Here is a 24047-nt window from a genome sequence, read left to right as displayed (position 1 = left end):
TAATAATTTTGTTGTACAAGATTTGATAGATAACAGGAAAAACGAATGTCAAACTGGAACGTACTTATTGTTGATGATCACCCACTGATGCGACGTGGTATTAGTCAACTGCTCTCATATGAAGAAGAGTTTACTGATATTTCCGAAGCAAGTAATGGGGCCGATGCGGTTACACTGGCTTGCAAGAATGAGCCTGACCTTATATTGCTTGATCTAAACATGAAGGGCATGTCTGGACTGGATACCCTAAAAGTTCTGCGAGAAGAAGGGGTAACATCAACCGTTATCGTCCTAACGGTATCTGATAACAGCCAAGACATCCGCGCACTCATTGAAGCCGGTGCAGACGGTTACCTTCTAAAAGATACCGAACCGGATGAACTTGTCGAGCTACTGAAAAAGGCCATGGACACTGGCTCTGCATACAGTCAGGTGGTACTTGATGTGATGCGCGATCAATCCAAAACCGATGACATGTTTAGCTCATTAACTGAACGCGAAAAAGAGATACTCGTTGAGGTAGCTCGTGGTTACAGTAACCGCCAAATTGCCGAACGACTCTTTATTTCAGAAGCAACGGTAAAAGTGCACATTAAAAGCTTACTTAAGAAACTAAGAGTAAAATCACGAGTGGCAGCCACCGTACTTTACTTGGAGAGCCAAGGTAAAGCCTAAGTTATTTCCTTTCTGACCTAATACCAAACTGTTAGTAATCAATGCAGTGCGGTATTAGGTAACTTCTACCCAACGTAAACCTTGCTAAATCAGCGATGACAAAGGGCTACGTACTCCATGTGCCCCTCGTTGTAAAACATGAGTGTATATTTGAGTTGTTTTCACATCTTGGTGGCCAAGCTGTTCTTGAACCGTACGAATATCCGCACCACTTTCTAAAAGGTGAGTTGCAAAACTGTGCCTTAAGGTATGACAAGTGACATTTTTAGAAATTTTTGCCATGTTGGCCGCCCTTTTAAGCTCCCGTTGCAAACTCTTTTCATTTATATGATGCCGTCGCAATAGGTTTGTCTCAGGATCGAGACTTAACCTACCGCTAGGAAATAGATAGTGCCAACCAAACTCTGTTGAAGCCAAAGGATATTTACGGCGCAACGATGGACGAATCCAGACTCCAGCATAGTTAGCATTAAGCAGATCTATATTAAAATAATGTCGGACGTTTTCTGTTTGCAACTTCAATCCATCGATTAGTTCTGGCGCCAAAGTCACAATGCGATTTTTATTGCCCTTCCCTTGCCAAACTTTAATTGCTAAATAGTCATAATCGATATCTTGAACTCTAAGACGTATAGATTCAGACACCATTAACCCCGAGCCGTACATCAACTTAATAGGCAATGAAAGTGTTGGTTTTAAGTGGCTAAGCAATTGTTTAACCTCAACATGCGTAAGCACCGTTGGGAGCTTCCTTGCTCGTTTCGCGTATTGATAGTTAAGCTCGAATGAGTCTGCGACTTGAAGGTACTCAATATATAAATATCGAAGAGCATTAAGCGCAACAGCCTGTGTACTGGAAGAAACATTTTTGTCTATTACTAAATGGTTAAGAAACTGTTCAACGTGTTGTGTAGTAAGCACACTTGGATGTTTTAACTTAAAAAAGCGAATGTATTGCACAACCCAAAACAGATACGTTTTAATTGTTCTTTTGGCATAATGCCGCGCCATCATATGTTCTTTTAAACTAAGCAGAAATAAACTTTTCATTAAGCAACCTTAGCTGTTTTTATATACAGAAAGAGTAGAATTCACCTAATGTCCAGTTTCTAAAACGACTGTCTCTTTTTTCGATCAACTTCAAAAACAATAAATGGCTATCGCAATGTTCTATATATGGTTTTGTGATAGGTTATATAAAATTAGATTAATATACGACAATTTAGAAATATGTTATATGGACATTTTGTCGTATAAGAATTGTTATGGGCTTTGGTGAAAATGAATATGGAAATCACAATCAAGCGTATTGAAACAGAAAGCATTGAAGACAAAAGTATATTCGAGACTCTGTTCAAAGAGTATCTATCTGGATTCTCAGTTGAACTAGATCTCTCAGTAATTACTCAGCTATTTGCGTTGCCTTATTTCCACGGATTTATCAGTTTTGTCGACAATAAGCCTGCTGGTTTTGCGGTTTGCTTTGAATCGTTCTCAACTTATCGTGCGCAAAGAGTGATGAATATCCATGATTTTATGGTGTCGGACAACTTTCGTGGTAAGGGGGTTGGCAAGGCGCAACTGAACGGTATCGAACAGTATTGTCGTGATAATGATTACCTCAAAATCACATTAGAGGTCGGTGATAATAATTTTGCAGCTAAAAAGCTCTACAGCTCATTGGACTACGAAGATTACAGAGTAGTTTTGAAAGGGCAGCAGCATTGGCAAAAGTACCTCAATTAGCACGCACATAACAAACTGTTCAAGAGGGATTCGCAACGCGTGGCATTTTCACTATGCGTTGGTTTTAGTGTTTAAGGTGGTATGCAGCGGTATCGGTACTGCGTTGCTCACCCCTTAACAGGGCGTTAGGCGACAAGCGAGTTAAATACACTATAGGAATAGTTATGAAATATAGATTAGGTTTGAGAGAGATTGCTGAGTCCGATATCAGGGTCGATTGCCCGTTTATGCCAGAACCTGAAGATTATCCGATGTATGTGGAAGCTTTTGTAGCTGATTTTAATAACCTTGAAATTGTCGATAATGCGTTTGAGGATAATAACAGTGTAGTTATTGAATTGGCTGAAGGCGTCACTGGTGAGCAACTGCGACAAGCGAGCATTTCAATACATCAAAATTATTGGGAAAAGCTAAGAACCACTGGATTCGATAAAATCGCCTAACAAAATCTGTTTAAGAGTGATTCGCAACGCGTGGCATTTTTACCATGCGTTTAGTCTGGTGTTTAAGGTGGTATGCGGCGGCAGCGGTATTGCGTTGCTCACACCTTAACGCGGCGTTATGCTTCTAAAGGAATAGAGTGATGTGGAAATCTTTAGTTGAAAATTTAGGAAAGGGTTGTAGGTTTGAATCCGGTGCTAGTGAGACTGAGGTTTCTAAGGCCGAAGTAAAACTCAATATAGGTTTACCTCAAGATCTAAAGGAGTGTCTTTATGAATCAAATGGTATATATGGTGAGTATGAGTTAGGGCTGGTTTGGTCGGTCGAACGCCTTGTATCCACCAATATTGAGTTTCGATCTAACTCTGATTTCGTTGAGTTATACATGCCATTTGATTCTGTTCTATTCTTCGCTGATGCGGGTAATGGAGATCAATTCTTTTTCCCGATGCAGGGCGGAGAGATCAGGCGCGAAGATGTGTTTGTATGGAATCACGAAGAAGACAGCAGAGCATGGGTGGCTCCCAGTTTGAAAAGATATGTTGAATGGATGATTACCGGTAAAATCAATGTCTAAGCATAACAAAGTAATCAAAGATCGCCCAACAAGTTTGGCTGGACCGTCGCTCCGCGCCGGCCCTTTATTGCGGCGTTATGTATATGGTTTGAGGTATGGTGGATGAAAGAAGATATATTAGAACAGTTAGTCGATGATTACTTGCAGCATAAAGGTTACTTTACCCGTCATAATATCAAATTTAAGCCTCGTTTAGATCACCCTGATTATGTCAAAAACCTAGATTCAAATCATAGCGATATAGATGTATTGGCTATAAATCCTTTAGCATCTGGCCCTGAAAAGGTTATTGCGGTTAGTTGTAAGAGCTGGCAAAAAGGGTTTAACCCTCAACAGAAAATCACGCAGATTGAAGAGAATAAAACAGTCAGTGGGCGGGCTGCTTGGAAGGGATTTAGAGAGCTTACGGAGCCCAAGTGGAGCGAAGCGTTTAAGAAAGCTGTCTATGACATTACAGGTTCGAAACAATTCACCTATGTTACAGCAGTTACTCTTTTAAAGGGTGATCGAACTGTGTGGGAACAGTATCCTAAATTTTTGAACTCTATTGGAGGCCCAATTAAAGTTTTAACTTTTTCCGACATTCTTGACAAATTGTATCCAAGCTTAGGTACCACGATGGCTTCATCTGAAATTGGTAGGTTATTACAGCTCGTCAAAGCTTCAGGTTGGAATCCCAATACATAACAAGCAATTTAAGAGGGATTCACAGCGCTTGGCATTTTTGCTTCTACTTCAAATTTAGTGTTTATGGCACAATGCTTTAGGTTGGGTAGATGCGTTGCTTACCCCTTAACAGGGCGTTAACCATCTTTAGGAATTACAGCGAATGATTGAAAGTAGTTACTATGTAGTACAAATCGCTCTTTCATTAGTGATTTTGTGGTACACCTTTGAAACCAGAAAGATGAGGCTTGCTGCTGAGGACCAGCTTAGAGAGATTAGAGAGTCACAGAAGCTATCTAGTCGCCCTCTGATAAGCGCAGGAGTGACTTTATTTCAAAAAGGTGAAGATAATTCGGCTATTGAATTTTTTGAGAACGACACATATTTGCCACCTGCATTTAGAAATGAATATATAAAACTGATAAATAAAGATGTCAAAATATTTCAGATTTCTCTTAAGAACTCAGCCGATAATGTTGCGGTTGATTTGCAGGCAGTAATATACGACGGGTTTACCAAAAATTACATTTTTGGTGAGACAGGCGTTGTAAGCTGTGAAAAAGGATCTTCTGAGTATATATACACGGCAAGAGATACTTATCAGAGTAAAGAAGAAATATGTAAGTCTTTATCTGAAAAATATAATGGCACTGAAAAACTTCATGGGCACTTATCTATTAATGATGATTACGCCAATGATTTCTGCCTTTTTGTATTTGGGCAAACAATTACAGGGGAAAAAATTCTATTCAAACGTGGCTTTGTGTTTGATGACGGAGGAATTACTCTGAAAAAAGTCGATCGCTACGTAGTCAATGGTTAACAAGCGCATCAAAGGCGACGCTCGTGCCTCGCGCGCTTTATGCGGGCGTTAGAGCTCTTGGAGAGATTAGTGCTAGAAAAAGAAATCGCTAAGTTTTCATATTCGTGTATGTCCAATACTAAATGGAGAAAACTTTTTAGTGTGGTCAATGAGTCCAATTTGAAGCTACCTAATTGTGTCTGGAAACTTGTTGGTGAGGCTGAACCGAAAAGTGGGTTCGTTCCAGATTTCGGCCAACTTGGCGAAGACTATGTCGGAGATTGTGGCGCATTAAATGGGCCATTTGAGTTTAAACGTATTGAATGGCTTAAATTACCAACTCGCATTGGATTTAAGCCATATGAGAAGGCACCAACTCAATTTAAAATGCAGGAGTTTTCCACAATAATTGAACAGCTAAGCTCTATAGGGAGTTTTGAGTTAGACGTAAATTCAGAGGGTGTTACAGTCTATGGCTATAAGCCCTAACAAGGCCATCAACCAACGCCACTTCGTGGCTGGACAGCCTAAAGCGCGCTTTGCGCACGGCTGCCGGTTATGGCGGCGTTATGTGTTTCTCACAAAAAGGAGTCGTCAATGAAAAAGCCTACGATTGAATCCAGCCAGGAGGAGCTCATAGCGTTTGTTCGAGATTGGATAGATTTATGCGCGTCAGGAGAAGCAGAGTATGCTTTTTCGTTCCTTGATGAACCATTGGATAACTCTAGAAGCAAGTGGAGTTTAGAAGATTTTGAAATGGTCAGGTTTGACCATTTTGGCGACAACCAGCTCCCAGTTATAACAAGTCCTTTAACAGTCACAGGGGTTCTAAGAAACGACATCTTCGAGTACGACAACGGCTCTGGGTGGGGAGTTGAGTATGATTTGCCGCTTAATGGTGTAGTTAGTGATTTCACGCTTCTTTTCGACTTCTTAAAGCATGGTGAAGACCTGAAGGTGATTTTGGATGATTGCCACGTCATGTAAAAACACATAACAAACTGTTTAAGAGTGATTCGCAACGCGTGGCATTTTTACTATGCGTTGTGTTTGGTGGTTAAGGTGGTATGCGGAAGCATCGGTATTGCGTTGCTCACACCTTAACAGGGCGTTATGTACTTTGGAGAAAATATGGAAGTAGTTGCCACTGAAAAACATGTATCAGAATATCCTAACCCGTTTTATCTGAAGCAAGATGATAAAGTAGCTCTAGGTGAAATTGACAATGAGTTTCCCAATTGGGTTTTTATAACCAGTGGTGAAGGGGAGCAGGGTTGGGCTCCAGTTCAATATATCGAAAAGATTGAAGGAAGCTCTGAAGGTCTGTTGCTTGAAGATTATGACAATGTTGAGCTCAATACTGTCATTGGTGAAAAGTTGTCAGTGCTATTTGAACTCAATGAGTGGTATCGAGTTTCGAGGTCAACGGGTGAAATTGGTTGGGTACCAGTGCGTTCGGTACAACGTACATAACAAACGCTTAAGACAGATTCGCAACACGTAGCATTTTCAGTATAGTGTTTTGTTTTAATTTCGTTGGCAGCGTTGTTCACCATTTAGCAGCGTTATGTGCAAGGAGGCACAATGAACATAGGCATCTATATTTACCATCAAGCAGAAGTTCTTGATTTTGCAGGCCCATTTGAAGTTTTCAGCACTGCAAAAAGGTTGGGGGCTGATAGTTTAAACGTATTCCTCGTGTCAGAAAGTAATGAACCTGTTTTTGCTCGTGGTGGATTCAAAGTATTGCCTGACTATACGATACAGAACCACCCTCAAATCGATCTATTGGTTGTCGTTGGTGGGGTTCATACCACTGAAATGTGTAAGCCTAACATACTGAGTTGGTTGGCATCTATTGCTCCTCAAGCAAATGAAGTTGCGTCTGTTTGTACTGGAGCATTCCTTCTCGCTAAATCTGATTTACTTGATGGTCATACTGTTACTACTCACTGGGAAGATATCCCGGATTTATCTTCTCAGTTCCCTAACTTGAAGGTCATTGATAATCGACGTTGGGTAACGTCAGGAAAGTATACGACTTCAGGAGGGATATCCGCAGGTATTGATATGAGTTTACATCTTATATCTAAACATCACGGTTTAGAGTTTGCACAGACTGTAGCAAGGCAAATGGAGTACAACTGGCAAAATCGCACACAATAAGCGGTTAAAAGTCATTCCCAACGATTGGCATTTTGGGTATGAATCAACTTTAGTATTTACTGCACAATGCATTACGCCATTTTACCCGGCCTTATAGGCTTATAGGAAAAATTAAAATCATGAACTTTTTTGACTCTCCTTTTTCAGGTATCCCGCTAAAGAAACAGGTGACCAACCCTAATATCATCGTTGGCGAACATAGCTATTATTCCGGTTATTACCACAACCATAGCTTTGATGATTGTGCTCGTTATCTTAATCCCGACAGAGAGGATGTTGATAAGCTTATAATTGGCAATTACTGCTCGATCGGCTCGGGAGCCGTGTTTATGATGGCGGGCAACCAAGGCCATCGAAATGACTGGATCAGCACCTTTCCATTTTTCTATCAGGATAATGAAAACTTTAATCATGCTGACGATGGTTTTCAGTGTGCAGGAGACACTATCATTGGTCATGACGTTTGGATCGGATCTGAGGCTATGATTATGTCTGGTGTACAAATTGGGCATGGTGCAATCGTGGCCAGTCGTGCTGTCGTCACCAAGAATGTAGCACCGTACGAAGTGGTGGGGTCAAACCCAGCTAAACATATTAAGTTCCGTTTTACAGAGCACCAGATAGCTATGTTACTCGAGATGGAATGGTGGAACTGGCCAGAGCCCAAACTAAAAGGTTGTATGAAGCATCTATGCTCATCTGATGTTGAAAATCTATATAAATATTGGCAATCTGACGTGCGCACATAACAAGGCGTTAATTACCAAGGAGGAAACGTTATGGAATTATGGAAGTTACTGTTCTTTATACCCGCATGTTTTGCACTCAATATGACGCCTGGCCCAAATAATCTATTGTCTATGAATAATGCGCGTTGTTACGGTTTTAAGTCCGCTTTTATCGCCGGTCTAGGTCGAATTGCCGCATTTTCTATCATGATCGCATTAGCCGCTTCAGGTTTAGCGGTTGTACTTTACACTTCTGAGACGCTATTCCTCACAATTAAAGTCGTCGGCGCGGCGTACTTATTGTGGATTGCTTTCAATCTATGGCGTTCAGAAGCCAGCCCAGTGACAAGAATAGAAAGTACTCGCAGTCGTTTTGGGTTAGCTAAGCAAGAGTTTTTATTAGCAGCAGGCAATCCTAAAGCCATTTTAATCTTTACTGCGTTTCTTCCTCAATTTGTTGATGTTTCAGCCAGTGTCAATGAACAGTTTTTCGTTCTCGGAAGCACCTTCTTAATATTGGAATTGGGGGCAATATCTATCTACGCCGTATTCGGAATATATCTAAGACAGTGGTTCACGAAACCCAAGATGGCGAAGCGTTTTAATCGAGCATGTGCCACCTTTTTAGCCGTATCGGGTGCAAACTTGTTGGTTAGTCGTCAGTAGAGTGGAAAGATTATTTGGAGCCATCATGCTCATGGTTGGCTAAAACACAAAGGTAAAGTGTACGAGTAATGTTCCCAGTATAAATTGTCGTAAATATTCAATTATTCCTCGCTAAAAGCCATCATAATTTCGGCTATATATTTTCGATAAACAAGCGGTTGAATCAAACATGATCAGACAATACACACCGACAGACATTGAGCCAGTTCTGGATATTTGGCTTAAGGCATCAATAAAAGCTCACGATTTTGTAGCAGCAGAATTTTGGCAATCACAGCAAACCAATATGCGAGACACCTATCTGCCGGCATCAAAAAATTACCTATTTGAAATCGACTCTAAAGTTGTCGGATTTTACTCACTATACGACAACTTGTTAGCGGCAATTTTTGTGCTGCCAGAGTATCAAGGTCAGGGTATTGGTAAGCAACTCATGGCTCATGCAAAAGAACAATGTTCAGCGTTAACCTTGAACGTATATAAAGACAATGACGCAACCTACAAATTCTATCTGTCCCAAGGATTTAAGGTGGATAATGAGCATATATGTGAGCATACTGGCTGTGCCGAATACGCTATGAGTATCAACGCATAACAAAGCGGTTGAAAATGATTCCCAACGGTTGGTATGTTTAGTTCCATCGTTGGGTTTTGCATTTACCGCATTAAATGCCAAGGAAAAAATAGCAAACATTATGTACATGATGAGCCGTTAAAGCGCCTATCTTAGGCTTACTGTAAAATCATAGCGGCTTGTCCTAAACATTTAATTTATCCGTACAGTTTGTGTACGAGGAACTGGTGAACAATGTGAGTTTGGCTACTTTATACATTTTTTCTGGCCTCCCTGCCTCCGGGAAATCGACACTTGCCAAATTACTATCCGCTAAAACAGGTTCCATGTATGTACGTGTTGATACAGTAGAACAGGCGCTTAGAGATCTCTGCAATGTCAATGTTGAAGGAGAAGGCTACCGCCTTAGTTACAAAATCATTAAAGACAATTTAGAACTTGGTATTAGCTGTATTTCTGACTCTTGCAATCCCATTGAACTAACGCGAAATGAATGGCAAGAGGTAGCGGAAAGTGTTGATGCAACCTTCATCAATATTGAAGTAAGCTGTTCAGATAGTCGAGAGCATGAGAAAAGAGTGAGCGCTCGTCAAAGTGACGTCGAAAACCTAAAACTACCCAATTGGCAGCAAGTGCAAAACCGTCACTATGAACCATGGGAAACGGAAGTAATTAACATCGATACAGCAGGAAAAAGCATCCAATCATCGTTTGCGGAACTTGTTGAGAAGCTAGGTGTTTAAGACGGTATTTTGAGGTTACTTGGTTATATACCAAACTAGTATTAAACATTATGCAACCCCAGCTATAAACGCTGCATCAAACTAAGGATAGTAAATGTTATTCCCAGATAAAACAGGACTTATCGTCGTTGATGTGCAAGGTAAGCTTGCTCGATTAGTTCATGATAGCCAAACGCTAATTTCCAATTGTGAAAAATTGATTTTAGGAGCCAAAGCCCTTGGGTTACCTATTATCCTTCTCGAACAAAACCCCGACAAATTGGGCCGCACAGTAGAAGAGCTAACGGCTCACCTTGAAGACGTCAAACCAATATCAAAGTTTACGTTTAACGCTTGTGAGTCTCCCGACTTTCTAGCCGCTGTCAAAACCATGGATGTAGAGTCTTGGTTAGTTTGTGGTATTGAAGCGCATATATGTGTCTACCAAACGTCGCAAGGACTGACAGATTTAGGTTTTCAAGTAGAGCTGGTGAGTGACTGTGTCTCCTCTCGCACTTTATCTAATATGCAACTAGGCATAAACCGCTTAAAAGAAAGTGGCGTTGCCATCACGGGACTAGAAATGTGTTTATATCAACTGGTGAAAGACTGTAGATCCAATGAGTTTAAGCAGATATTAAATCTCATTCGTTAAAGCCGTTTAAAGCACTTGGCATACCCATTTAAAGACGAAGCTTCACGTTGACGGTCATAATGGTTTAGATTGGATAAGTTGGCCACATGGCTCATTACTTTAACGCGATGCTATAACCTTAGAGATAATCATGGAACTGAGACCATTTGAAAAGGAAGACTACAAACTACTCATTGATTGGATAGATTCCGACAAACTGAACTATCAATGGGGAGGCCCACATTTTCGTTTTCCTTTAAATCACCAGCAGATAACTCACCACTGTTCTAAACCTGAAGTCATTCCGTTTATCCTTGTTTCTGAGGGTAAAAAAGCGGGTTATGTTGAGCTATTCAAACTATCAGAATCGCACTTTCGTATCTGTCGCGTGTTTATCTCCCGTTGCTTTCGTGGTCAAGGTATGTCAAAAGTCATGTTAAAGCAGCTAATGACATTAGCTCAAACCAAACACAATGCTCAATTGTTGTCGTTAGCTGTTTTTGAGCGCAACACGGTGGCCAAAAACTGTTATCAATCACTCGGCTTTCAAGTCACATCACATGAGTCGGGCACAAGGTCATTTGATGGTGAGGTTTGGCATCTTTTATTGATGGAAAAACAGTTATAGCAAGATAGTATGCATATTATTAACCTGTGTTGGCTTGTTCATCACGGTTAGTTGGTTTCAATATGAAGGGAAATAGATAATGCGAGAATCCTTACGCAGCAAAATAATTGAAGTATGTAATAAAAAAATTGAACAGAAAGGCGATAATGTCGGCGTCTCATTTTACGCATTTTTTGCAAATAAAAATGATGATCCTGAATTGCTGATGGAAGCTGCAACATGGTGGATTAAAACTCACAAACTTGATCACTTTGAAAAAGCACATAAGATCATGGCGTTGATTAAATCAGAATAGTCATGGCACACCTTGTGTTTACCCAGATACTGCGTAATAGGAAAAGAGACAGATAGCCATATGGAATTGGACATTAAGATCGAGTGGAGTTGAATGCGTTGCTCACCACTTAACAGAACACTATGTGTTATCATCTAACATCTCAAATATTAGAGCACAATCATGCAACCTATTCCTTTATTAAAGCAGCCTCGCATCTCCTGACGAACACAATGTTATTTCAATAGTTTCTTATTATTTAACATTAGCTTGAGGTCAAGTATGCAAAAAAAACACTGGTCAACATTCCAATTACTACACCAAGTCGTAACAAACCCGAACATCTCAATAAAAGGGACACACAGCTACTATAGTGACTGCTGGGACAACGGTTTTGAAGAGTCGGTAGTTAGGTATTTACACGGTGATGAAATCAGCCGCAATTGGCAACCCAGATGGGAAGTCGATAAACTTTATATTGGTGACTATGTCTGTATTGGCGCCGAAGCCGTCATCCTGATGGGGGGGAACCATACTCATCGTGCTGATTGGTTCTGTTTATACCCATTTATGGACTTCATCGACGAGGCCTATATTGGCAAAGGTGACACTCATATTGGCGACGGTTCATGGATTGGAATGAGGGCGATGATCATGCCAGGAGTCACCATTGGTGAAGGCGCAATCATTGCTGCCAATAGTGTGGTAACCAAAGATGTTGCTCCATATAGTGTCGTTGGCGGCTCACCGGCAAAACTGGTTAAATTTCGCTTTGAGTCATCGATCATCGAAGAACTATTACAGCTTGAGGTCTATAATTGGCCTGTAGAAAAATTTGAGGCATTAAAAAGGCATTTATGTGGCTCAGATATTCAACAACTTAAAAGCGCTATTTTAGCCTATGAGGCCGAAAAATAGCAGAACATACCAGAGTCAAATCAAAGCCAAGGCTTGGCTCTGGTGAACAGCTAGGTCACATCTCGACCTGCATTGCTGCTTCGGGAGAAGGTTTGATAGTCACTGCAAATTTAATTGAACAGTCGGATACATCAGAGCTGCTGGCTTTTGAACTTATAAACCGTAAATGGTTTGAAAAACAGATCCCTCCGCGACTAGAGAGCTTTTACTCGCTGGCTGGCGTACAGTCTCAAATACAGGAGTTCCTCGACTTATATGAACAAGAAGCGATGGTTCCTATGCTACTACGAACCGAGCAAGGGCAAATTTGCGGACGTCTAAACTTACATATCAATAAAACGCAATCAAATACAGGGGTTATAGGTTACCGAATAGGAGAAGCCTATACCCGCCAAGGCGTAGCAACACAAGCGGTTAAATTGATTCAGGAGTATATCGTAGAGTATACCGAGGTAACGGAATTACGAGCCATAGCATTAACAACCAATCTCGGCTCTATTAAGGTGCTAGAAAAGAGTGGATTTAAACCCCTAGAATTCATCAAAAATTACGCACTGTTAAATGGTCGTCATGTGGATGCAAATGAGTATGTTTGGAGTGTAGCAAGCGAAGAATAAAAAAATATCGTTACAGCACAGAGACAAGTGAAGTCCATCAACTAAGGTTAACAAATGAAGCAAAATATTGTACATATCGCGTTGGTAGTAAAAGACTACGATGAAGCGATAGACTTTTACGTAAACAAACTGAAATTTGAGCTGATTGAAGATTCCTATCAACCCGAGCAGGACAAACGTTGGGTTGTGGTAGCACCACCAAACTCACACGGGACAGCGTTACTATTAGCAAGAGCATCAAAGCCCGAGCAGTTGGATTTTATTGGTAACCAAGCGGGTGGACGCGTGTTCCTCTTTCTTAATACTGATGATTTCTGGCGAGATTATGAACGCATGAAAGCCGAAGGTATTGAGTTTGTTCGTGCTCCCAAAGAACAAGATTATGGGACCGTTGCCGTGTTTAAAGACCTTTATGGCAACCAGTGGGATCTTCTCCAACTAAATCCTGATCACCCAATGGCAAACAGATAACCTCAATAGGCGAGACTCGATGAAAAAGTTGTACCATATTATCAACCAGAGTGAACTGGATAACATACTTAAAAACAAGCTTTATACACCCGATAGTCTCAGTACTGAAGGCTTTGTGCACCTCGCCTACTACCATCAATTAGAAACGATTCTGAGCCAATTCTTCCCCGAAGCAACGGGAATATGTTTACTTGAAATAGATCCAACTAAACTCGACTTCGATGTTAAGGATGAAGCGCCAGTAGGAATAGAAAATGATGGCAATCTGTACCCTCACCTTTATGGCCCAATTCAAACAAAGGCGCTATGTTCAGTTTATAAACTAATCATTAGTTCCACGGGACAATTTCAAACAGAAAATGTTGTGGATTGCTCCTGAGAGCAAGCAAAAGTAACGAACCAAAGAGGTTAAGATCATAAGCTAAATAGGCACCTTCACTAAAATCCTTCATCTGTTCAGTGTTATTTCCTAACTTTGTTACTTTTTCTAGCCATTAGTTTCACTTTTTAATTCACGCAGGTTTTAAAACTAGAATATATGATCATTTATGGTCATATGAATTGAAAAAATACAAATATGCGAGATAATTAGCCTAATGTTAATACATTGTTAAGCTAAAAGTGTAAACACACAAGGAATCGTTATGGACATGGAAAACAAGTTTCTGATAGAAGCGTTTCAAACACCTGAAAGCATTGCTCCTCAGCTTTCCCCTTACTTTGACAACCTACCTACCGACAAATATGTTGATAGCGATCACCGCTATCGCGCTTATGCCCGCTTTCAAGTCTGCGATAGCACATTAACAAGGTTACCGCATAGTACATTTATCCAATCGTCAAAATTTAACCGAATTGTCGGAGATGTAGAGAGAGATTTTGCCGAAATGGATAATGAGATGATAGAAACACCGTATTTTCAGCATATCTTAAAATCATTTATGCAGCGCACAGGAACAGATAAAGATCACTCTGTCGTAGACGTCCATCAAATACGAGTCACCTGCGATTCCGATGCGACAAGCGCCCCTGCTCCAGAAGGTATCCACCAAGATGGTTATCGGTTCGTGGGTATTTTCTGTGTACAGCGAAAAAACATCACTGGTGGATTTACGCAGATTTTCATGTCGCCAGTCGAGCAACATCCTCATTTAAACACCGTGTTAGAAGAGAACCAATTCGTCATTCTTAATGACTCACGATTCTTCCACCATATATCTGAAACCCTTTCCAGTGAAGCTGGCCAAAAAGGAGTACGTGATGTCTTCGTATTTACCGCTTAATAAAGAGAGCGTCACTGCCCTGCGCAAACAATTTCCGGCGCTACAAGCCATCAACAATGGACTCTCTCCTGTCTATTTTGATGGCCCGGGTGGAACCCAACTTCCGCAATCGGTCATTGACGGTTTTGCGGCGTATTTTAGTCAAGGGAACTCCAATTTGGGTGGTCAATTTTCAGTAAGCGAAAATACCGTTAACTTGGTGGATACCTGTAGACAAAAAGCCGCGACCCTATTTGGTGCACATTCAAAAGATGAAATGGTGTTTGGTGCAAACATGACCACGTTGACGTTTCACTTGAGCCGTGCCGTTAGCCAAGAGTGGCAACAAGGTGACGAGATTATTCTCAGTGATGCGGACCACGGGGCAAACCGCTCATCTTGGGCAATGGCAGCGGAAGATAAAGGGGTCAAAGTACATTACTTACCAATTAAAGACAGCCGTTGTAACTTAGATCTGGATAAACTGCACTCATTGCTAAATGAGAGAACACGCCTTGTGGCCATCACTGCTGCAAGTAACTTATCGGGCACAATTGTCGATATAGAGAAGGTTACTGAGCTTGCGAAAGCACATGGCACTGTAGTCTTTATTGATGCGGTTCATCTACTGCCGCACCAACTTCTTAACGTACAAAAATTAGGCGCTGACTTTGTAGCAGGTTCTGCCTATAAGTTTTTTGGGCCTCATTTGGGGGTACTGTATGGTCGTAAGGCTTTGTTAGAAAAATACCAACCATACAAAGTAGAACCAGCACCGTTATACGCGCCAAACTGTTGGGAAACAGGAACGTTGAATTTTGAGGCTCTGTCAGCCTTCTCCAAAGCGATTGATTATCTCGCCTCACTGGGTGAAGGAGACAATTTGCGTTCTCAGCTTGAGTCGGCTTACTTAAATATCCATCAATATGAAACGTCCCTATCCGCCTATTTCCTTGAGCATTTAGAGCAGATCCGTGCCAATGAATCTTTAACTATTGAGCTTTTTGGTCAGCAAACAGAAAGTGATAGAACGCCAACATTCGCTCTTCGTTTTGGAGATATTTCCCCCGCGGAGGTTGCCGCTCATTTAGGTGAGCAAGAGATATACACATGGAGTGGCCATTTATACGCGGACAGATTAACCGACGCACTCAATGTAACCGATAAAGGTGGAATACTTAGGGTGGGCTTAATGCATTACAATAGCCAACAAGAAATTGATCTGTTTTTTACTGCCTTGCGTAAGGCGTTAGCAACCGTATAGAACAATCAATAAAATTATAAATTACACACTGCTACACCTATTTGTAGCAGTGTGTATTATCGCCAACTAGGGTCAAGACAAGATCCCCTCGCTTTAATAAAAATCGATAAACAAAACGCTAGCCCAAGGGCAACTGGGTACCCGTTTTAATCTCTTTAACCGAGATATTGGACTGAATTGCGCTCACTCCTTTTACACGCCTTAATGCACTAATACGCTCGAAATACTCATCCAAATCTCGTGCGACCACTTGTACGATATAATCGGCGCTTCCTGCGATACAGTTCCCCATTAATATCCAGTCGGTTTCCTTTATAAACTCTTCAATCGGATCGGTGTTTTGCACTTCATGACTTCCCAATGTCACCAAGGTAAAACCAGATACCTGAAAGCCCATTTTTTTACGATTAATCAACGCAGCATAGCCGTCAATATAACCTGCCTCTTCCATCCTTTTCCAACGTCGCCAACAAGGCGTTTCACTCAAATTAACCTTCTCTGCCAACTTGGTATTACTCATGCGCCCATCGTGTTGGATATTCTTTAAAATTGAGATATCCAAATCATCCAGCTCATCATTAGGGAATTCTTTCTTTTTCATAGTCAATCCAGAAATATTTTGCTCAATACATGCCATATGGTAGCGCAACTAGCAATTTAATTCCTGCCGTATTCTGTACACTTATTGGACTTTATATTCGGTAGCTTCAAGGTGCAGGATTCAACACAACATTTTGAGGTCACTTGAGCGATTAACTGACTCACAAGGAGTAAACCAATGAGTGCTCAACTAATGACGGCGCTTGTGCTGTTCGCTATTTCTATCTCCATCACACCTGGTGCTGGAAATATTGCACTGCTAGGGATATCAAGCAGATATGGTTTTGCCGCTGCCATGCCATTCGTGTTAGGCAATGCAGTCGGAATCATTATCGTACTTGCAGGATCGAGCGTCGGTTTGGTCGGACTATTTACCGTCTACCCTTCGCTGCATGCTATTTTAAAAATCGTTGGAGCGGCTTACCTACTGTATTTAGCGTGGTCTATCAGTAAGCAAAAAATAGATACGTCAAATTCTAGCCACCCTTCCGGCTTTTTGTCCGGAGTATTCATTCAAGTAGTCAACCCGAAAGGTTGGGTTGCCGCATTGACTGTTTTCTCTCAGTTTATCTCTTCAACAGATAACTATTTGTTACAGGTGTTGATCATTATTACCACCATGATGATGTGCGGTTTAATAAGTATGGTTTTATGGGCCTACTTTGGCAGCATGATAAAAGGCTTTATACAGTGTCAAAAAAAGATGGTGATCGTCAATCGATGCTTAGGAGGAACCTTAGTATTAGTGGTGCTATCTATGTTGAGCCAACCAATATAAAAAAGCCTACAACCTTTGATAGCGTTGTAGGCGACAATATCGAAACGATAACCGTACGCAAAAAACTTTATGCAGCTTTACTCGCCATAAATATCAAAGCTAAAGTATTTGGCTGCTATTTTGTCGTAAGTACCATTCGCGCGGATTTCAGCAATTGCTTTACTAAACTTCTCGGCAAGTTGTTTGTCTTGTTTTCTTAGAGCAAGTGCTGTTCCTTCACCAATATAGGCTTTATCGGTCACTGGCTCTCCTTTAAACTCAAACCCTTTCCCTTCTTCTTTCTCAAGGAAAGCTAATGCAAGCTGATCGGAATTACCAAATGTGACGTCCAAGCGACCATTTTGCATATCAAGATAGACTTCATCCTGACCTGTATAACGTTTAATTTCAGCCACATCCGCAAACTTGTCCGTCACATAGCGATCATGAATAGTGCCTTGCTGCACACCAATCACTTTGTCCTTTAATCCCTGCTTACTGATCTCTATTTGGCTAGCTTGTTTTGCCACAAATCTTGCCGGTGTTTGGTAGTACTTATCAGTAAATAAGATACGTTGTTTACGCTCTTCCGTAATACGCATCGACGCCATAATGACATCCGATTTACGCGCCAACAAACTCGGAATCAACGCATCCCAGCTTTGAGATACCCAAGTACATTCCAGTTTGGCTTGAGCACAAAGCGCATCGGCAATTTCTATATCAAAACCAACAGGGGTACCTTGTGCATTTTTATAGTTAAATGGAGGATAGGTAAAATCTGAAGCGAGTCTCACTTCTTTTGCCACAGCAACAGAACTTAATAAACTAACCGCACAAGCAGCAATAATGGTGATCTTTTTCATTTTCAATTCCTTTGAATATATCTATAACCGTTGATCTAGTTGTATTTTTTAAGAGCATCTATGAGCTCTTTCATACTCTCTTCTGTACCGATAGTAATACGTACACAATTTCTTAACGCAGGTTCATGATGCTGATTTCGCGTTACAATTCCTTGTTGTTTCAAGTATTCAAACAGATCAACACCTGCGTTTGCTCGCAACAACACAAAGTTTGTTGATGATGAATACACCGTCTCTATGGTGTCTATTTTTCTTAACTCTTGTGCAAACCACTCTTTGGTTTTAATCAACTGCTTGGTGACTTGAGCAACCGTGGATAAACCTTCACTAGAGAGCGCTTTTAATACAATTTGCGCAGAACAGTCAGGGATCGGGTATGGCGGTATCAGCTTTTCAACATAGTCCATGACACTGCGATCAGAAATAATGAACCCACATCTCACTGCTGCCAATCCAAACGCTTTTGATAAAGTGCGAATAACAATTAAATTTGGGTAACGATCCATTAATGAAAGTACACTACTTTCTAGTTCAAACTCTATATACGCTTCATCAACCACCACTAATGCTTCTTCTCTTGTCCCCTCCAATACACGAACAATATCGTCGTGGGCAATAACATTACCTGTGGGGTTATTGGGCGAGCAGAGGAACACTAAATTCGCGTTTTTAGCCGCTGCGATCACTTCCTCTGTATTGAGACTGAAATCCCTCAGCAATGGAACGTCGATCGTGTTAATCGCTAATGCGTCGGCACAAAACTCATACATGGCGTATGTCGGAGAACAAATCACTATCTGATCATGCCCGGGCTGACAAAATGCCCGAATAAGAAGATCAATGGCTTCATCAGCACCACGTACCGCTACCGTAGGCTTATCTATCTTGGTATAACCTTGGTATGCTTTAGCAATATCTTGTGGTAAAAAATCGGGATAACGATGATAACCATTTGCCGAATCATCGTACCCTATCGCTGTTTCGAGTTCATTTGCATTCAGCCAAATTCTCCCTGCCCCACCGATACGCCGAGCGGATTGGTATGGTATTAATTTTTTTACGGACTCTGGTACTAAACGGCTTGCTAATGAAAACAAATTCATCACCCCATCAAAATAATTAGTCACTATTTATTAATATTTTTTCACTTTCTAGCGAGTTTAATAGCAATAAATGAATATAGATAACACATTCAAACAAATACTTGTTGAAAAATGAAACGATTTAAATACATACTAGCCATGTATTATTTTCATAGCTAAGTAATGCATTTCCCGATACCGTGACAGAGTAAGGCACCGATAAACAATGAACCGTTCGCTCCCTGCAATTAAAACGCTGCATGCTTTTTTAGTCACAGCAGAAAGCCTCAACTTTACCCACGCTGCGCAGCAATTAAATTTAACGCAAGGTGCAGTTAGTCGTCAGGTTCAAACCTTAGAAGAGTATGTCGGTACTGCACTGTTTTATCGTCATGCAAGAGGGTTATCATTAACTCAGAAAGGCGCGGTATTGCTGCCATTAATCAAAGAAAACCTAGCATCACTCCACCACTCACTGGCTCTGGTTTCATCGTCTCCAACTAAAATCAACCTCAATGCGCCTAGCTGCATTACCTCTTGGTTGCTCCCTAGACTAATGACCTTTCAGCAACAGCAACCCAAGATCGACGTGGAACTCACATCAACCATTAATCATAAATATGAGCCCAACTTTGATCCATTTGACGCGGTAATTGTATACGGCAAAGAGCCAAAACAGCCTTCGATAAAGTGTCATTTACTGTTTGATGAACATCTTACTCCCATTTGTCGCACCGATGTCTGGGATTCCAACTCTCATCAAAGTGATGACGATCTATCGCGCTATACATGGCTTCACTCCAATGCTGAGCAAAGTGATTGGCGCTTATGGCTAAGTCATTTAGCAAGAACGGATTTAACCAGCAAAAACAACCAAGTATTCTCTACTTTGGATCAAGCAATGAATGCTGCTATGCAAGGGTTTGGAGTGGTAATTGGTGACATAACGTTGGCCAAAAATGACCTTGAGCTTGGTCGAGTAATCGCACCCTATCCACAATCTGTTGCCACCGGAAACAGTTACTATCTACTGCAGCCTAAAACTCAAAATAACGATTCACTAAATTTGCTGATTAAATGGTTACTGCAGTCACCGCAACCTTAATAAAAGCTGATCGGTAAATAAAAGTCGATCTCAAACTTTTCATCATGTTCGATAAAATGATTTTTCAAGTAGTGGGCATAAGCAGGTGTGGTCTGCATTTTAAAACCTGAGGCTGGCAGCCAGTGCTCTAAGATCAAACTGAGTTGAGGCAATAACTCACCATACTTTCCGGTTAACCGAAATACCGCATGTAAGCCGCCGGGAATCGTAAACTGATTAATAATGCCTCGCTTATAAATAGGTTTATCGATAGCGATACAGGCCACGTAACGACACTGCTGTAGATCAACCCATGCAGGATTTGAATGATGCAGACCAAACTGAGAGCGACTGCTGCGCCCTTCACTCTTCGCCCACGCAAGCAGCAAATCCCAAGCCTGCTTTATTGAGCGGCCATAACCAGTATGCCGCACATAAGCAACGTACCTTTCAGGAACCTCGACAATACGAGCTTTGGGTAAGCTATCCACGGCAATACGTTGATAACTTTCGGCTATCTCTGGGTCGGATAAGTAGGGCTTACTCTCTTCCTGAGGTTCGTATTTACGCCACTCTCCCGGTGACATAGAAAACTGAGATTTAAATGCACGACTAAATGATGAGACTGAACTAAAACCCGACTTGTTAGCAATGTCCACCACCGTAGCCTTAGTATCGAACATCAACTGGTTGGCCGCGTACTCTAATCGTGTACGGCGAATATACTGATGTACAGGCTCTCCGACCACCAGCTTAAATACGCGATGAAAATGCTGTTCAGAATAAGCAGAACGTTTTGCTAACTCACCCGCGTTAAGCTCTCTGCTGATATCCTGATGAATGTAAAATAGCACATCATTAATTCGGCTTAATTGTATTGAATCGCTCATAGTTTGTTACTCGTCCGTGGTGATATTTAGCATAAACGGACAATATTTATAGCATAAATGGACATGTATTACTGACATAGTAATAGTATTCTAATAAAAACAATTTAGTGGAAACTCAAAATGGAAATAGCACGCTCATTGCAACAAATTCAATCTTCTTATATTCGGGAAATTTTAGAAGCCGCCAGTGACAAAAGTGTTATTTCTCTTGCAGGAGGGTTGCCTGATCCTGAAACTTTCCCAATTGAACTCATGCAACCCGTACTAGCAGGACTTACAAGTACCCCTGAGGTGTTTCAATACGGAAATACCGAAGGCTATGCCCCACTGTTGGATTACTTAACGGACTTATATCAACTGCCTGAGCATCATAAAGCCGTTGTATGTACAGGTTCTCAGCAAGGTCTTGATCTTATTGCTAGAGCCTATATAAACCCCGGTGACAAAATCGTAATGGAGGCACCAAGCTACCTAGGTGCAATGCAGGTTTTTGGTCTGGTTGAAGCCGATATTTTAACCGTGCCACAAAATCATCATGGTCCTGATTTGGAGGCACTAGAGGCACAATTTTGCCAACATGATATTAAACTGTTCTATGCGGTTCCTGATTTTCATAACCCAACCGGTGTGTGCTGGTCTCTCGCGGTGAGAGAACGAGTAGCGCAGCTGTGTATTCAATATGACGTCGCGCTCGTTGAAGACGCCCCCTACAGAGAGCTAAGGTTTACTGGGGAGGCGCTGCCTATGGTATCCAGCTTCTGCCCTGATCACGCTATCGTACTCCGTTCATTTTCTAAAATTGCCTCCCCCGGCTTACGTCTTGGCGTCGCAACAGGGAAAGCCCGTTTCATAGACCCAATGATTAAAGTAAAGCAAGGAGCCGATCTTCATTCCAGCGTTCCTATGCAAGCTCTATTGCTGGGTTTACTAAAAAACAAACAATTTGAACAGCACTTGATGTCAATCCGAGAACTGTACCAGTCACGATATGAGCAACTGGTAGCCTCTTTACACAACAGTCTACCTGATGGCTGTAATCTCAATGCTGTAGAAGGTGGTATGTTTGTCTGGCTGACCATTCCAGATTGCGACACCTTGCAGCTGGCTAAACGCTGTTTAGACAATAAAGTCGCCGTGGTTCCTAGTCGTGTATTTTACCCTGCTAATGTTGACGATCAGGCGGCATTGCGACTTAACTTTACTAACTCTTCCTCAGAAGAGTTAACCAAAGCAGTAGAGAGTTTGGCCACGGTATTAAGCCATCGGTAATACTTAGTGATCTACTCTCCAAGTTCGGCCATAACGAAATCAATAAAGCTACGTACTTTAGCCGACATATGCTTACGACTTGGGTAGACCATATAAATACCAATCTCAATCTTAGGATAATCAGCAAGTAGCTCAACCAATTGTCTTGTTTCTATCTCATCACTGAGACAGAAACAGGGCAGTCGACAAATCCCCTGACCTGCAACAGCCAAGGCCAACGTCATGGAAGAGTTATTGGTCAATACATGACCATCAACATGAACCTGAATCGAATGACCATCCTTATCGTAGTATTGCCATACATTCGGTTGCCTAAGATTGCTATAACTCATCACTTTGTGTCGATCCAAGTCATAAGGCGTCTCTGGAGTGCCATGCTTTTTTAGGTAATCTGGTGATGCTAATGTCAGCGCTGTTGAACGTCTAATCTGTCGACTGATTAAACTTGAGTCTTCTAGCTGAGCCGTCGCTCTGATAACCACATCAAAACCGTCCGAGACCATATCAACCTTGCGATCATCTAAGTCGATCTCTAAAGAGATTCGGGGATATTTTTCAGTAAATTTTGCCAGCACCGGGCGCAAGATTGAGACCCCAAAACTCACCGGGCAGCTCACTCTTAATGTTCCTCTCGGCTCACCATACTTGCCACTTATCGCATTCTCCGCTTGTACAGCATCTTCAATGATTTGCTGGCACTGTTGATAATACAGTTGTCCTTCAGGTGTTAAATTCAGCGTTCTGGTGGTTCGTTGCATTAAACGTACCCCTAGCCTCTCCTCTAACTTACTCACCTCTTTACTGATAAATGAGGTTGAGTGGCCTGTTTTTTCTGCCGCAAGGGTAAAACTGCCCGCTTTTACCACTTCTGTAAATATCACCATGCCATCGAGCAAATTTCTCTGCGCCATGCGTATTTTCTCCCATCAGATAGTGCCATTCCGAGTCATATGGAAATAATCATTCCTCATTTGCCATATTAATAACAAATTGAGTTAAGTCTATAGTGTATTCACACAAACGCTCAATATAAAAATTTTTTACAAAGGTGACTAATATGAAAGTACTCGCATTCGCAGCCAGCAGCAGCAGAAACTCCATTAACCAAACGTTAGCAAATTACGCCGCATCGCAAATTGCTGGGGCGCATGTTGAACGACTTGATATAAACGACTACGAAATGCCTATCTTCAGCGAAGATAGAGAGAAAGAGTTGGGTCAACCTGAATTGGCACACGCTTTCTTCAACAAAATTGGTCAAGCTGATGTACTGGTCATTTCATTTGCAGAACATAACGGCTCTTACACCGCCGCGTATAAAAACCTATTTGATTGGACATCCAGAATTGATCAAAAAGTGTTTCAAAACAAAAAAGTGGTTTTGCTTGCGACCTCTCCAGGTCCCGGTGGTGCTGCTAATGTTCTTGCCGCCGCGCAAGGCTCTGCGCCCTATTTCGCTGCCGAAGTAAAAGGAGCGCTATCAGTACCAAGTTTCTACGACAATTTTGATATGGAAACGAGCCAACTCACCAATGCGGACCTACAACAACAGCTAAAGGCGATTGTTTCAGAAATCTAACCGCTCTCTCGACAATGATAAGTGAATGGCGCTTGCTATAGAGAAGCGCCTCAATTTCTGCTAGTTTCTACTCCATCAGTATAAAATAA

Annotated in this window: 33 protein-coding genes; 27 read left to right on the top strand and 6 right to left on the bottom strand. The window is 41.5% G+C overall.

From position 1 onward, the window contains the following. Window positions 1-45: 45 nt before the first annotated feature. A complete protein-coding gene (locus CHJ_RS17755) occupies window positions 46-675 on the top strand; it encodes a response regulator (protein WP_171753380.1) in 630 nt (209 codons plus the stop codon). 84 nt (window positions 676-759) lie between these two features. Here the strand turns inward: CHJ_RS17755 and CHJ_RS17750 are convergent, their stop codons facing one another. After that, the gene (locus tag CHJ_RS17750) at window positions 760-1725 is read right to left on the bottom strand and encodes an integron integrase (protein ID WP_317918475.1); all 966 of its coding nucleotides are present in this window, start codon (window positions 1723-1725) and stop codon (window positions 760-762) included. 237 nt (window positions 1726-1962) lie between these two features. Here CHJ_RS17750 and CHJ_RS17745 point away from each other — a divergent pair, with 237 nt between their 5' ends. The 22 genes from CHJ_RS17745 to CHJ_RS17635 all read left to right on the top strand — a co-directional run bounded on the left by CHJ_RS17745 (window position 1963) and on the right by CHJ_RS17635 (window position 15831). Next, on the top strand, window positions 1963-2421 hold the full coding sequence (locus tag CHJ_RS17745; protein ID WP_317918474.1) for a GNAT family N-acetyltransferase: 459 nt from the start codon (window positions 1963-1965) through the stop codon (window positions 2419-2421). Between the two features lie 164 nt (window positions 2422-2585). Then, window positions 2586-2864, top strand: a complete 279-nt coding sequence (locus CHJ_RS17735; RefSeq protein ID WP_317918473.1) for a hypothetical protein — start codon at window positions 2586-2588, stop codon at window positions 2862-2864. Between the two features lie 140 nt (window positions 2865-3004). Further along, complete coding sequence (locus tag CHJ_RS17730) at window positions 3005-3439, top strand: SMI1/KNR4 family protein (protein ID WP_317918472.1); 435 nt, start codon at window positions 3005-3007, stop codon at window positions 3437-3439. A gap of 102 nt (window positions 3440-3541) precedes the next feature. Continuing rightward, the gene (locus CHJ_RS17725) at window positions 3542-4126 is read left to right on the top strand and encodes a hypothetical protein (RefSeq protein ID WP_317918471.1); all 585 of its coding nucleotides are present in this window, start codon (window positions 3542-3544) and stop codon (window positions 4124-4126) included. Window positions 4127-4268: 142 nt separating this feature from the next. Further along, complete coding sequence (locus tag CHJ_RS17720) at window positions 4269-4928, top strand: hypothetical protein (protein WP_317918470.1); 660 nt, start codon at window positions 4269-4271, stop codon at window positions 4926-4928. 69 nt (window positions 4929-4997) lie between these two features. Then, window positions 4998-5396 carry a DUF6678 family protein gene (locus CHJ_RS17715; RefSeq protein ID WP_317918469.1) on the top strand — a complete coding sequence of 133 codons (399 nt, stop codon included), beginning with the start codon at window positions 4998-5000 and terminating at the stop codon, window positions 5394-5396. Window positions 5397-5504: 108 nt separating this feature from the next. Beyond that, a complete protein-coding gene (locus CHJ_RS17710; RefSeq protein WP_005500319.1) occupies window positions 5505-5894 on the top strand; it encodes a hypothetical protein in 390 nt (129 codons plus the stop codon). Window positions 5895-6038: 144 nt separating this feature from the next. Then, on the top strand, window positions 6039-6380 hold the full coding sequence (locus CHJ_RS17705; protein WP_317918468.1) for an SH3 domain-containing protein: 342 nt from the start codon (window positions 6039-6041) through the stop codon (window positions 6378-6380). A 111-nt stretch (window positions 6381-6491) separates the two neighbouring features. Beyond that, window positions 6492-7073 carry a DJ-1/PfpI family protein gene (locus CHJ_RS17700; protein WP_171755122.1) on the top strand — a complete coding sequence of 194 codons (582 nt, stop codon included), beginning with the start codon at window positions 6492-6494 and terminating at the stop codon, window positions 7071-7073. A 119-nt stretch (window positions 7074-7192) separates the two neighbouring features. Further along, window positions 7193-7822, top strand: a complete 630-nt coding sequence (gene catB / locus CHJ_RS17695; RefSeq protein WP_317918467.1) for a type B chloramphenicol O-acetyltransferase — start codon at window positions 7193-7195, stop codon at window positions 7820-7822. Window positions 7823-7852: 30 nt separating this feature from the next. Beyond that, window positions 7853-8467 (top strand): LysE family translocator, encoded by a 615-nt coding sequence (locus tag CHJ_RS17690; protein WP_171755124.1) that lies wholly within the window; start codon window positions 7853-7855, stop codon window positions 8465-8467. Between the two features lie 169 nt (window positions 8468-8636). Further along, complete coding sequence (locus CHJ_RS17685; protein WP_171755125.1) at window positions 8637-9062, top strand: N-acetyltransferase; 426 nt, start codon at window positions 8637-8639, stop codon at window positions 9060-9062. A 215-nt stretch (window positions 9063-9277) separates the two neighbouring features. Continuing rightward, window positions 9278-9784, top strand: a complete 507-nt coding sequence (locus tag CHJ_RS17680; protein ID WP_317918466.1) for an AAA family ATPase — start codon at window positions 9278-9280, stop codon at window positions 9782-9784. A gap of 94 nt (window positions 9785-9878) precedes the next feature. Then, window positions 9879-10418 carry an isochorismatase family protein gene (locus CHJ_RS17675; RefSeq protein ID WP_317918465.1) on the top strand — a complete coding sequence of 180 codons (540 nt, stop codon included), beginning with the start codon at window positions 9879-9881 and terminating at the stop codon, window positions 10416-10418. Window positions 10419-10548: 130 nt separating this feature from the next. Next, complete coding sequence (locus CHJ_RS17670) at window positions 10549-11025, top strand: GNAT family N-acetyltransferase (RefSeq protein ID WP_317918464.1); 477 nt, start codon at window positions 10549-10551, stop codon at window positions 11023-11025. A gap of 79 nt (window positions 11026-11104) precedes the next feature. Continuing rightward, window positions 11105-11320 carry a DUF6500 family protein gene (locus tag CHJ_RS17665; protein ID WP_171755129.1) on the top strand — a complete coding sequence of 72 codons (216 nt, stop codon included), beginning with the start codon at window positions 11105-11107 and terminating at the stop codon, window positions 11318-11320. A 261-nt stretch (window positions 11321-11581) separates the two neighbouring features. Next, a complete protein-coding gene (locus CHJ_RS17660) occupies window positions 11582-12217 on the top strand; it encodes a CatB-related O-acetyltransferase (protein ID WP_317918463.1) in 636 nt (211 codons plus the stop codon). Window positions 12218-12309: 92 nt separating this feature from the next. Further along, complete coding sequence (locus CHJ_RS17655; RefSeq protein WP_317918462.1) at window positions 12310-12834, top strand: GNAT family N-acetyltransferase; 525 nt, start codon at window positions 12310-12312, stop codon at window positions 12832-12834. A gap of 54 nt (window positions 12835-12888) precedes the next feature. After that, on the top strand, window positions 12889-13305 hold the full coding sequence (locus CHJ_RS17650) for a VOC family protein (RefSeq protein ID WP_317918461.1): 417 nt from the start codon (window positions 12889-12891) through the stop codon (window positions 13303-13305). Between the two features lie 19 nt (window positions 13306-13324). Then, window positions 13325-13684, top strand: a complete 360-nt coding sequence (locus CHJ_RS17645) for a DUF952 domain-containing protein (RefSeq protein ID WP_317918460.1) — start codon at window positions 13325-13327, stop codon at window positions 13682-13684. A 265-nt stretch (window positions 13685-13949) separates the two neighbouring features. Beyond that, the gene (locus tag CHJ_RS17640; protein ID WP_317918459.1) at window positions 13950-14588 is read left to right on the top strand and encodes a 2OG-Fe dioxygenase family protein; all 639 of its coding nucleotides are present in this window, start codon (window positions 13950-13952) and stop codon (window positions 14586-14588) included. After that, a complete protein-coding gene (locus CHJ_RS17635) occupies window positions 14566-15831 on the top strand; it encodes a cysteine desulfurase-like protein (protein ID WP_317918458.1) in 1266 nt (421 codons plus the stop codon). The genes CHJ_RS17640 and CHJ_RS17635 overlap by 23 nt, the downstream gene beginning before the upstream one ends. Window positions 15832-15949: 118 nt before the next feature. Here the strand turns inward: CHJ_RS17635 and CHJ_RS17630 are convergent, their stop codons facing one another. After that, the gene (locus CHJ_RS17630) at window positions 15950-16432 is read right to left on the bottom strand and encodes an Lrp/AsnC family transcriptional regulator (protein WP_317918457.1); all 483 of its coding nucleotides are present in this window, start codon (window positions 16430-16432) and stop codon (window positions 15950-15952) included. 177 nt (window positions 16433-16609) lie between these two features. On the opposite strand from CHJ_RS17630, the gene CHJ_RS17625 reads away from it, so the two are divergent. Then, window positions 16610-17209, top strand: coding sequence for a LysE family translocator (locus CHJ_RS17625; protein WP_317918456.1), 600 nt, complete (start codon window positions 16610-16612; stop codon window positions 17207-17209). Window positions 17210-17286: 77 nt separating this feature from the next. Here the strand turns inward: CHJ_RS17625 and CHJ_RS17620 are convergent, their stop codons facing one another. Together CHJ_RS17620 and hisC are read right to left on the bottom strand one after the other, a co-directional pair. Next, a complete protein-coding gene (locus CHJ_RS17620; protein ID WP_171755138.1) occupies window positions 17287-18054 on the bottom strand; it encodes an ABC transporter substrate-binding protein in 768 nt (255 codons plus the stop codon). A gap of 35 nt (window positions 18055-18089) precedes the next feature. After that, a complete protein-coding gene (gene hisC, locus CHJ_RS17615; RefSeq protein ID WP_317918455.1) occupies window positions 18090-19151 on the bottom strand; it encodes a histidinol-phosphate transaminase in 1062 nt (353 codons plus the stop codon). Window positions 19152-19362: 211 nt separating this feature from the next. On the opposite strand from hisC, the gene CHJ_RS17610 reads away from it, so the two are divergent. Continuing rightward, complete coding sequence (locus tag CHJ_RS17610; protein ID WP_171755140.1) at window positions 19363-20241, top strand: LysR substrate-binding domain-containing protein; 879 nt, start codon at window positions 19363-19365, stop codon at window positions 20239-20241. Here CHJ_RS17610 and CHJ_RS17605 read toward each other — a convergent pair. After that, window positions 20238-21110: a GyrI-like domain-containing protein gene (locus tag CHJ_RS17605; RefSeq protein ID WP_171755141.1), complete on the bottom strand. Its 873-nt coding sequence runs from the start codon at window positions 21108-21110 to the stop codon at window positions 20238-20240. The two genes, CHJ_RS17610 and CHJ_RS17605, sit on opposite strands and share 4 nt — an antisense overlap. A 120-nt stretch (window positions 21111-21230) precedes the next feature. Here CHJ_RS17605 and CHJ_RS17600 point away from each other — a divergent pair, with 120 nt between their 5' ends. Further along, window positions 21231-22379, top strand: a complete 1149-nt coding sequence (locus tag CHJ_RS17600) for a PLP-dependent aminotransferase family protein (protein ID WP_317918453.1) — start codon at window positions 21231-21233, stop codon at window positions 22377-22379. 11 nt (window positions 22380-22390) lie between these two features. Here the strand turns inward: CHJ_RS17600 and CHJ_RS17595 are convergent, their stop codons facing one another. Further along, complete coding sequence (locus CHJ_RS17595) at window positions 22391-23290, bottom strand: LysR family transcriptional regulator (protein ID WP_317918452.1); 900 nt, start codon at window positions 23288-23290, stop codon at window positions 22391-22393. A gap of 146 nt (window positions 23291-23436) precedes the next feature. On the opposite strand from CHJ_RS17595, the gene CHJ_RS17590 reads away from it, so the two are divergent. Next, complete coding sequence (locus CHJ_RS17590) at window positions 23437-23958, top strand: NADPH-dependent FMN reductase (protein ID WP_171755144.1); 522 nt, start codon at window positions 23437-23439, stop codon at window positions 23956-23958. Window positions 23959-24047 lie beyond the last annotated feature (89 nt).

Source organism: Vibrio sp. MACH09, assembly GCF_033238805.1.
In the GTDB taxonomy this organism is placed as follows: domain Bacteria; phylum Pseudomonadota; class Gammaproteobacteria; order Enterobacterales; family Vibrionaceae; genus Vibrio.
The sequence above is the reverse complement of the archived record's forward strand: the minus strand, read 5'-3'. Positions and strand labels throughout refer to the sequence as shown.

Coding starts and splice junctions, on each gene's coding strand:
- CHJ_RS17755 (WP_171753380.1), top strand. CDS start 46: ATGTCAAACTGGAACGTACTTATTGTTGATGATCACCCACTGATGCGA.
- CHJ_RS17750 (WP_317918475.1), bottom strand. CDS start 1,725: ATGAAAAGTTTATTTCTGCTTAGTTTAAAAGAACATATGATGGCGCGG.
- CHJ_RS17745 (WP_317918474.1), top strand. CDS start 1,963: ATGGAAATCACAATCAAGCGTATTGAAACAGAAAGCATTGAAGACAAA.
- CHJ_RS17735 (WP_317918473.1), top strand. CDS start 2,586: ATGAAATATAGATTAGGTTTGAGAGAGATTGCTGAGTCCGATATCAGG.
- CHJ_RS17730 (WP_317918472.1), top strand. CDS start 3,005: ATGTGGAAATCTTTAGTTGAAAATTTAGGAAAGGGTTGTAGGTTTGAA.
- CHJ_RS17725 (WP_317918471.1), top strand. CDS start 3,542: ATGAAAGAAGATATATTAGAACAGTTAGTCGATGATTACTTGCAGCAT.
- CHJ_RS17720 (WP_317918470.1), top strand. CDS start 4,269: ATGATTGAAAGTAGTTACTATGTAGTACAAATCGCTCTTTCATTAGTG.
- CHJ_RS17710 (WP_005500319.1), top strand. CDS start 5,505: ATGAAAAAGCCTACGATTGAATCCAGCCAGGAGGAGCTCATAGCGTTT.
- CHJ_RS17705 (WP_317918468.1), top strand. CDS start 6,039: ATGGAAGTAGTTGCCACTGAAAAACATGTATCAGAATATCCTAACCCG.
- CHJ_RS17700 (WP_171755122.1), top strand. CDS start 6,492: ATGAACATAGGCATCTATATTTACCATCAAGCAGAAGTTCTTGATTTT.
- catB (WP_317918467.1), top strand. CDS start 7,193: ATGAACTTTTTTGACTCTCCTTTTTCAGGTATCCCGCTAAAGAAACAG.
- CHJ_RS17690 (WP_171755124.1), top strand. CDS start 7,853: ATGGAATTATGGAAGTTACTGTTCTTTATACCCGCATGTTTTGCACTC.
- CHJ_RS17685 (WP_171755125.1), top strand. CDS start 8,637: ATGATCAGACAATACACACCGACAGACATTGAGCCAGTTCTGGATATT.
- CHJ_RS17675 (WP_317918465.1), top strand. CDS start 9,879: ATGTTATTCCCAGATAAAACAGGACTTATCGTCGTTGATGTGCAAGGT.
- CHJ_RS17670 (WP_317918464.1), top strand. CDS start 10,549: ATGGAACTGAGACCATTTGAAAAGGAAGACTACAAACTACTCATTGAT.
- CHJ_RS17665 (WP_171755129.1), top strand. CDS start 11,105: ATGCGAGAATCCTTACGCAGCAAAATAATTGAAGTATGTAATAAAAAA.
- CHJ_RS17660 (WP_317918463.1), top strand. CDS start 11,582: ATGCAAAAAAAACACTGGTCAACATTCCAATTACTACACCAAGTCGTA.
- CHJ_RS17650 (WP_317918461.1), top strand. CDS start 12,889: ATGAAGCAAAATATTGTACATATCGCGTTGGTAGTAAAAGACTACGAT.
- CHJ_RS17645 (WP_317918460.1), top strand. CDS start 13,325: ATGAAAAAGTTGTACCATATTATCAACCAGAGTGAACTGGATAACATA.
- CHJ_RS17640 (WP_317918459.1), top strand. CDS start 13,950: ATGGACATGGAAAACAAGTTTCTGATAGAAGCGTTTCAAACACCTGAA.
- CHJ_RS17635 (WP_317918458.1), top strand. CDS start 14,566: ATGTCTTCGTATTTACCGCTTAATAAAGAGAGCGTCACTGCCCTGCGC.
- CHJ_RS17630 (WP_317918457.1), bottom strand. CDS start 16,432: ATGAAAAAGAAAGAATTCCCTAATGATGAGCTGGATGATTTGGATATC.
- CHJ_RS17625 (WP_317918456.1), top strand. CDS start 16,610: ATGAGTGCTCAACTAATGACGGCGCTTGTGCTGTTCGCTATTTCTATC.
- CHJ_RS17620 (WP_171755138.1), bottom strand. CDS start 18,054: ATGAAAAAGATCACCATTATTGCTGCTTGTGCGGTTAGTTTATTAAGT.
- CHJ_RS17610 (WP_171755140.1), top strand. CDS start 19,363: ATGAACCGTTCGCTCCCTGCAATTAAAACGCTGCATGCTTTTTTAGTC.
- CHJ_RS17605 (WP_171755141.1), bottom strand. CDS start 21,110: ATGAGCGATTCAATACAATTAAGCCGAATTAATGATGTGCTATTTTAC.
- CHJ_RS17600 (WP_317918453.1), top strand. CDS start 21,231: ATGGAAATAGCACGCTCATTGCAACAAATTCAATCTTCTTATATTCGG.
- CHJ_RS17595 (WP_317918452.1), bottom strand. CDS start 23,290: ATGGCGCAGAGAAATTTGCTCGATGGCATGGTGATATTTACAGAAGTG.
- CHJ_RS17590 (WP_171755144.1), top strand. CDS start 23,437: ATGAAAGTACTCGCATTCGCAGCCAGCAGCAGCAGAAACTCCATTAAC.